The organism is Clostridium sp. DSM 8431 (assembly GCF_900116755.1).
Classification (GTDB): domain Bacteria; phylum Bacillota; class Clostridia; order Clostridiales; family Clostridiaceae; genus Clostridium.
Genome location: NZ_FPBY01000215.1, coordinates 1 through 5,047, shown reverse-complemented (window position 1 = coordinate 5,047; position 5,047 = coordinate 1). Strand labels below are relative to the sequence as shown.

The window sequence follows — 5,047 nt, the reverse complement described above, 5'->3', positions numbered from 1 at the left end:
GGTTTGTCTCATTGAGCGGATGCCAAATATATATTGAATCATTACTATTTTTATTAGAACTACAGGGTCTATGCTTTCGCGACCGTAAGGCTTATATAAATCTCTTACTTCATCATAAATAAAGTCTAGATTTATTGCTGCATCTAATTTTCTAACTAAATGATTTTTAGGAACAAGATCATCTATACTTAATAATTCTATTTGATTTCTATCTGCTTTCTTTTTAACACCCATCATATTGAAACACCACCTTATATTAGTTAATTATATTTTAACATAAAAATAGACAACTATCTTCGAAAACGAAGTTAGTTGTCAACAGTCTGAATGGTTTCCTGTTTTTGGGAAACCATTATTTTTTATTTATTATTCAGGGGAATAATAATGATTTAAGAATAAATTTTTTTATATTTACATTATATGTATAAATTATGGCAATATGTTGACAAAATGTAGATTAATTAAGATAAATTAATAAATAAAATAGAAAAAGAATTTGTTAAAGTGATTTGAATCACTTTAATGTATATTTTTTTAAATTATAATTAAATTAAAAATGATATTAAGTTCAAGTTATAAAAAGTTAAAAGCTTTATTAAAGCTTTTATAAAATTATTATACCTAAAAGATAAAAAAATTACAAAGGAGGAGATTCATTATGGACGATATACAAGAGAGAATAAAAGAATTAAAATCTAAAATACAGTTTTATGAAGAACAGCTTGCTGAAGATGAAGGCGATCTTTATGAAGAGTATGAAATAGAGCTTGTGGAAGCAATAAATGAATTGCAAAAGTTAGAAAAAGGTAACGAGTAAAATAAAGTAAGTTTGAGAATTTAAAATTAAAATATTTTTTAAAAACGAAAAGTAGAGAAATAGAAGGTGCATTTGAAAGACATAAAAGTTAATCAAATGCACCTTTTATAATAAAATTATACTTAAAAATGGTGAACCGTAATATTTTAGTGGAAGTGATTTGTCTAAAGCCTTATTAGGGAGCACTGCGTAAAGAATTAGCTTATAAATATCGATATAAATAAAGATAAAACTCTTATTCATTTATCTATTTAGAAAGTGATAATAAAGAATTTATAATTAAGTTATGTATGTTTGTTTTTTTAGTTTGCGTTAAAATGATTTCATAAAATGTTTCCATAGGTGAATAAAAAATATGATATTCTTTTTAATGTATTATAAGATGATAAAAGTATTAATTAGGAAAAAAACAGTTAATTTTACATTTTTTATTGTATTATCAAAGTGTAATATTATAAAAAGGAGGAATTAAAGATGAGTGGAAAATTATTATTTAAATCAGGGTTAATTGCAATAGCTATGGGAACTATGCTAATTAGTAACTTTGATGTACAGGCAAAAGAAAACATGAGAAGTGCTAAGGAAGTAGTAAAGGAAATGGGAGTAGGGTGGAATTTAGGAAATACCCTTGATTCTTTTGTTGCTCAAAATCAATGGTTTAATGTTAATGATCCTAAGGCATGGGAAACATGTTGGGGTAATCCAGTAACTACAAAAGCTATGATTGATAAGGTAAAAGAAGCAGGCTTCACTACACTTAGAGTTCCTGTAACTTGGGGGTATCATTTAGGGGCAGCACCTCTATATACTGTAGATCCAGCTTGGATGGCAAGAGTAAAAGAAGTAGTTCAATATGGAATTGATGATGGAATGTATGTAATATTAAATACTCACCATGAAGATGAATGGTGTATTCCAACTAAAGCTAAGGAAGCTAGCTATACTAAACAGTTATCAAGCCTATGGACTCAAATTGCAAATGAATTTAAGGAATATGATGATCATTTAATTTTTGAAGTTCAAAATGAACCAAGAAATGTAGGAACAGCAGAAGAATGGATAGGAGGAACATCAGAAGGGCGTGAAGTTGTAAATAATTTTAACGAAGCAGGTCTTAGTGCTATAAGATCTACTGGAGGAAATAACTCTACTAGAGCTGTAATGATGCCAACATATGGGGCAAGTGGTCTTGAAAATGCAATAAATGATTTTAGAGTTCCTGAAGATAAAAATGTAATTGTATCACTACATGCATATACACCTTATTTATTTGCAATGACTCAATCTGGAACTAAGGAATGGGGAACTGACGATGAAAGAGAAAATCTTAAGTCAGAATTACAAAGATACCATGATTTCTTTGAAGCAAAAGGAATACCAGTAGTTATGGGTGAGTATGGAACTATTCATAAAGATAATCTAAATGCTAGAATAGATCATGTTAAAACTTATGTTGAGACATGTACTAAACTTGGTATGCCTTGTGTTTGGTGGGATAACAATTATGTTGAATCGGGCATGGATAATACTTATGGTTTACTAAATAGAAATTCATTAAGCTGGACATTCCCTGAAATTAAAGATGCTATAGTTAATACTTATAATGAAAATAAAATTTCAGATAACAATTATGATGTTAATGATGATGGAGTAATAGATTTAAGTGATTATACATTACTTAGAAAATATATTAATTCAGAAAATAGTTCTTCTATAAAGATAAATGAAGGTGCTGCAGATATTAATAAAGATGGAAAGATTGATTTCTTCGATTTAGTAGCATTAAAATCACTTATATAAGTTTTAAGAAATAAATTGAATAAAGGCAGTTTTATTAAGAACTTTGATATTACAGCCTTTATTCTTAGTCTACATATTAAAAAATTATAAAAAAGATAAAAAGATAAATATTTATACGATAAACATGATATAATAGTTATGCGGTAAACAATTACATTGATGAAAGAAGATGGTAAGAGTGGCAATTGATTCAGTAGATAATTTAACTGATAGAAATAGTTATGAGAGTATTATTAAAAGAAATAGAGCCTTAGTTTCAAGTTCTAATAAAACTACAAGGAAACTAAGCAGTACTGAACTTGAAGAAAAGTATTTTAGGGATTTACAAAAGGAATATTCTAAACTAAACATAAAGAAGAATTCTAGAGCTATTCATGAGGAGGACAAGGTTTCCATAGTCTTATCTCCTGAATTGATAAAAAAAGCTGTTAAAGATCCAGAGATAGATAAAACTATTAGAAAATCTCTTGATGATGCAGAAAAGTATAGGAAGTCATTTAAAGCTAATAATTTAACAAAGGATGGACATAAGGTTAAATCTGTAAGTTTCTTTATTGATAGAAATGCTAAGATATCAACTTCTATAAAGATAAATAGCGATATAGATTTTAAAGATTCAAGTGAAAAGGAGTTAGTTAAAAGCTCGCTGACAGCACAATTTCAAGCAGTAGAGTCAAAGGTAAATAGTGAAACATCTTTGTATTATAGATATTTGAGTTTATTAAGACAAGATAATTTTTCATCTGAAGATAGTTTTACATCATTAGATATTACTGTATAGTAATTTAAATTTTTATTGAAAAGAGGGGAAGCTTTATGAAAATTAAGAGTATGAGAAAGTCTGTAAGAGTTACATTAACAGTATTTATAGTTCAACTATTATTGTTCTTATCAGCAGCTAGTGGTTATACAAACTTAGACATTATGCTGGCAGGACAAGCTTCCGCCACTACTTATACTAGAGCAGATGATAATTATTATTATATTCAGGATTATACAGAATATATAGGGGCTTCAAAGACTCCTCAAACATATAAGGTTGCTGTTGTTAATTCTTTAGAGGATGCTTCAAGATATTTAAGAAGTCAGATGAGGCTTAGAAAAGATGAGATAAATATAAAATATAATGGTTCTTACTATGATGATATAAGAATAGATGTGTATAATAAAGCTTTTGAATATTCTGATGAATTAAAATCTGATGAAGGAGATTACTTAAATTCAGAAGTTTCATCATGTACTATGGGAGCAATATATAGTTCAAGTTATGTAGTATTAAAATATAATGTTGGCTATTTATCAACTTATGATGAGCAGCTTCAAGTTAACAAAGAGGTTAAAAATGTATTAGATGATTTAGATGTATATGGAGAAAGTGATTATACAAAAGTAAAGGCAGTTCATGATTATATTGTAAGTAACATACAATATTATTATGGTAGTGAAGGTAAATATTCAGCTTATAATGCAATAGTTGAAAAGTCAGTTGTATGTCAGGGCTTTGCAAGTATAACTTATAAAATGCTAAGAGACTTAGATGTTAAAGTTAGAATGATTAAAGGTCTTGGAAAAAATCAAAGTCATGCATGGAATATAGTATATGTAAGTGGAAAATGGTATAATTTAGATAATACATGGGATGAAAATATAAGTAATCCATCTTCACCTGGTGGAATAAGATACGATTATTTTTTAAAAGGCAGCTCCGACTTTGATGCTCATCAAAGAGATGCAGAATTTGATACTGAGGAATTTAATAAGAATTATCCAATGTCTAAGACTTCTTATAGGGTTGGTTTTTCTGATTCTAATTCAAATGTTATTATTATAAGAAAATCTGAAGATGTAAATTCAGATGGTGCTATAGATGCTGCTGATTTGGCGGAAGTAGCTAAAAGATATAATGTAACTGAAGAAAGTAGTAATTGGGATTCAAGGTATGACTTGAATGATGATTATATTATAGATTTGTATGATATGGTTAAGATTTCATCTCAATTATAGAAAATAATCAGCTTAAAAATAATAAGGCTAATTTATTATAAAATATAAGTGGACATCCCTTGAGACTAGTGCTTAATAGGGAGTTCACTTTTTTGCGAATACTAATTATTTTTAATTTACATATATGTATAAAATTACTATAATAGTGCAAAAATGCTTGAATAATTTTACAACTGAATAAAATAAAAAACATTTATGATAAATCTCTGTTATAATTAAGTTCCTACACAAAATTCAACAAGGAGATACATAAATGTTTCAGAACACAATTATATCAAACGAACCATCAATATACAAATTTTTTAATCAATTAAATTTTGATTTTTACTTAACAAATCCTCAGTTAAAGCATTTAGAAAATATCATGAATGCTATGATATCTAAAGGCTTTAATGGTAAGATTTCCGACATAGCGGAGCTTGCACC

The 5,047-nt window shown here is 27.7% G+C and carries 5 protein-coding genes; 4 read left to right on the top strand and 1 reads right to left on the bottom strand.

The annotated features are described in order from the left end of the window. On the bottom strand, positions 1-237 hold a 237-nt coding region (locus BM384_RS15510), incomplete at its 3' end, for a transposase (RefSeq protein ID WP_175537319.1). 421 nt (positions 238-658) lie between these two features. Between BM384_RS15510 and BM384_RS17805 the strand changes: the two genes are divergently transcribed. The 4 genes from BM384_RS17805 to BM384_RS15495 all read left to right on the top strand — a co-directional run bounded on the left by BM384_RS17805 (position 659) and on the right by BM384_RS15495 (position 4,621). Next, entirely contained in the window at positions 659-817 is a 159-nt protein-coding gene (locus BM384_RS17805) for a hypothetical protein (protein ID WP_175537421.1), read from the top strand. A 474-nt stretch (positions 818-1,291) separates the two neighbouring features. After that, positions 1,292-2,617 (top strand): cellulase family glycosylhydrolase, encoded by a 1,326-nt coding sequence (locus BM384_RS15505; protein ID WP_090014942.1) that lies wholly within the window; start codon positions 1,292-1,294, stop codon positions 2,615-2,617. A gap of 178 nt (positions 2,618-2,795) precedes the next feature. Then, a complete protein-coding gene (locus BM384_RS15500; RefSeq protein ID WP_090014940.1) occupies positions 2,796-3,398 on the top strand; it encodes a PAS domain-containing protein in 603 nt (200 codons plus the stop codon). Between the two features lie 35 nt (positions 3,399-3,433). Further along, complete coding sequence (locus BM384_RS15495) at positions 3,434-4,621, top strand: transglutaminase domain-containing protein (RefSeq protein WP_090014938.1); 1,188 nt, start codon at positions 3,434-3,436, stop codon at positions 4,619-4,621. Positions 4,622-5,047: the final 426 nt, after the last annotated feature.

Coding starts and splice junctions, on each gene's coding strand:
- BM384_RS17805 (WP_175537421.1), top strand. CDS start 659: ATGGACGATATACAAGAGAGAATAAAAGAATTAAAATCTAAAATACAG.
- BM384_RS15505 (WP_090014942.1), top strand. CDS start 1,292: ATGAGTGGAAAATTATTATTTAAATCAGGGTTAATTGCAATAGCTATG.
- BM384_RS15495 (WP_090014938.1), top strand. CDS start 3,434: ATGAAAATTAAGAGTATGAGAAAGTCTGTAAGAGTTACATTAACAGTA.